Source organism: Lyngbya sp. CCY1209 (genome assembly GCF_055795065.1).
This window is the reverse complement of the sequence record NZ_JAYFER010000112.1, coordinates 1-386: the sequence shown is the minus strand read 5'-3', so window position 1 is coordinate 386 and position 386 is coordinate 1. Positions and strand designations below refer to the sequence as shown.

Sequence of the window (386 nt, the reverse complement as noted above, 5' to 3'; positions counted from 1 at the left end):
CGGGCGTCGGCTCACCTTGCGGCCGCCCGTTGCCGTTGCTGTTGGGTGCCGCCTCGATCGCTTCCCCCCGATCCATCCGACGGGCGATCGCCAGTAGCTCATCGGCAAACTCTGCGGGGACGCGGATCGGGACGGTCGGGGTGTGGTTCCATTTCGGCTGTTTTAGTCCGCTGGTGTCGGGGTTGTAGTTGGCCATACTGCTCATAGCTCTATCTTTGTACATTGATACACCTATCATTGTACATTGATACGGGTCAAGCGTCCCATGTCGGGTTGTCCGGCTCATCCATTTCTGTGGTGTGGGGTTTTACCCCTACCCCCAATTTACTTTATTCACCCATTTTGATGGATCTGATGGATCGTGGTGTCTGTAATGCTTGTGTAGA

At 55.4% G+C, this 386-nt stretch carries 1 pseudogene; it reads right to left on the bottom strand.

The annotated features are described in order from the left end of the window. Positions 1-205, bottom strand: a pseudogene (locus AC0QHF_RS00770) (hypothetical protein); the annotation flags it as partial. Positions 206-386: the final 181 nt, after the last annotated feature.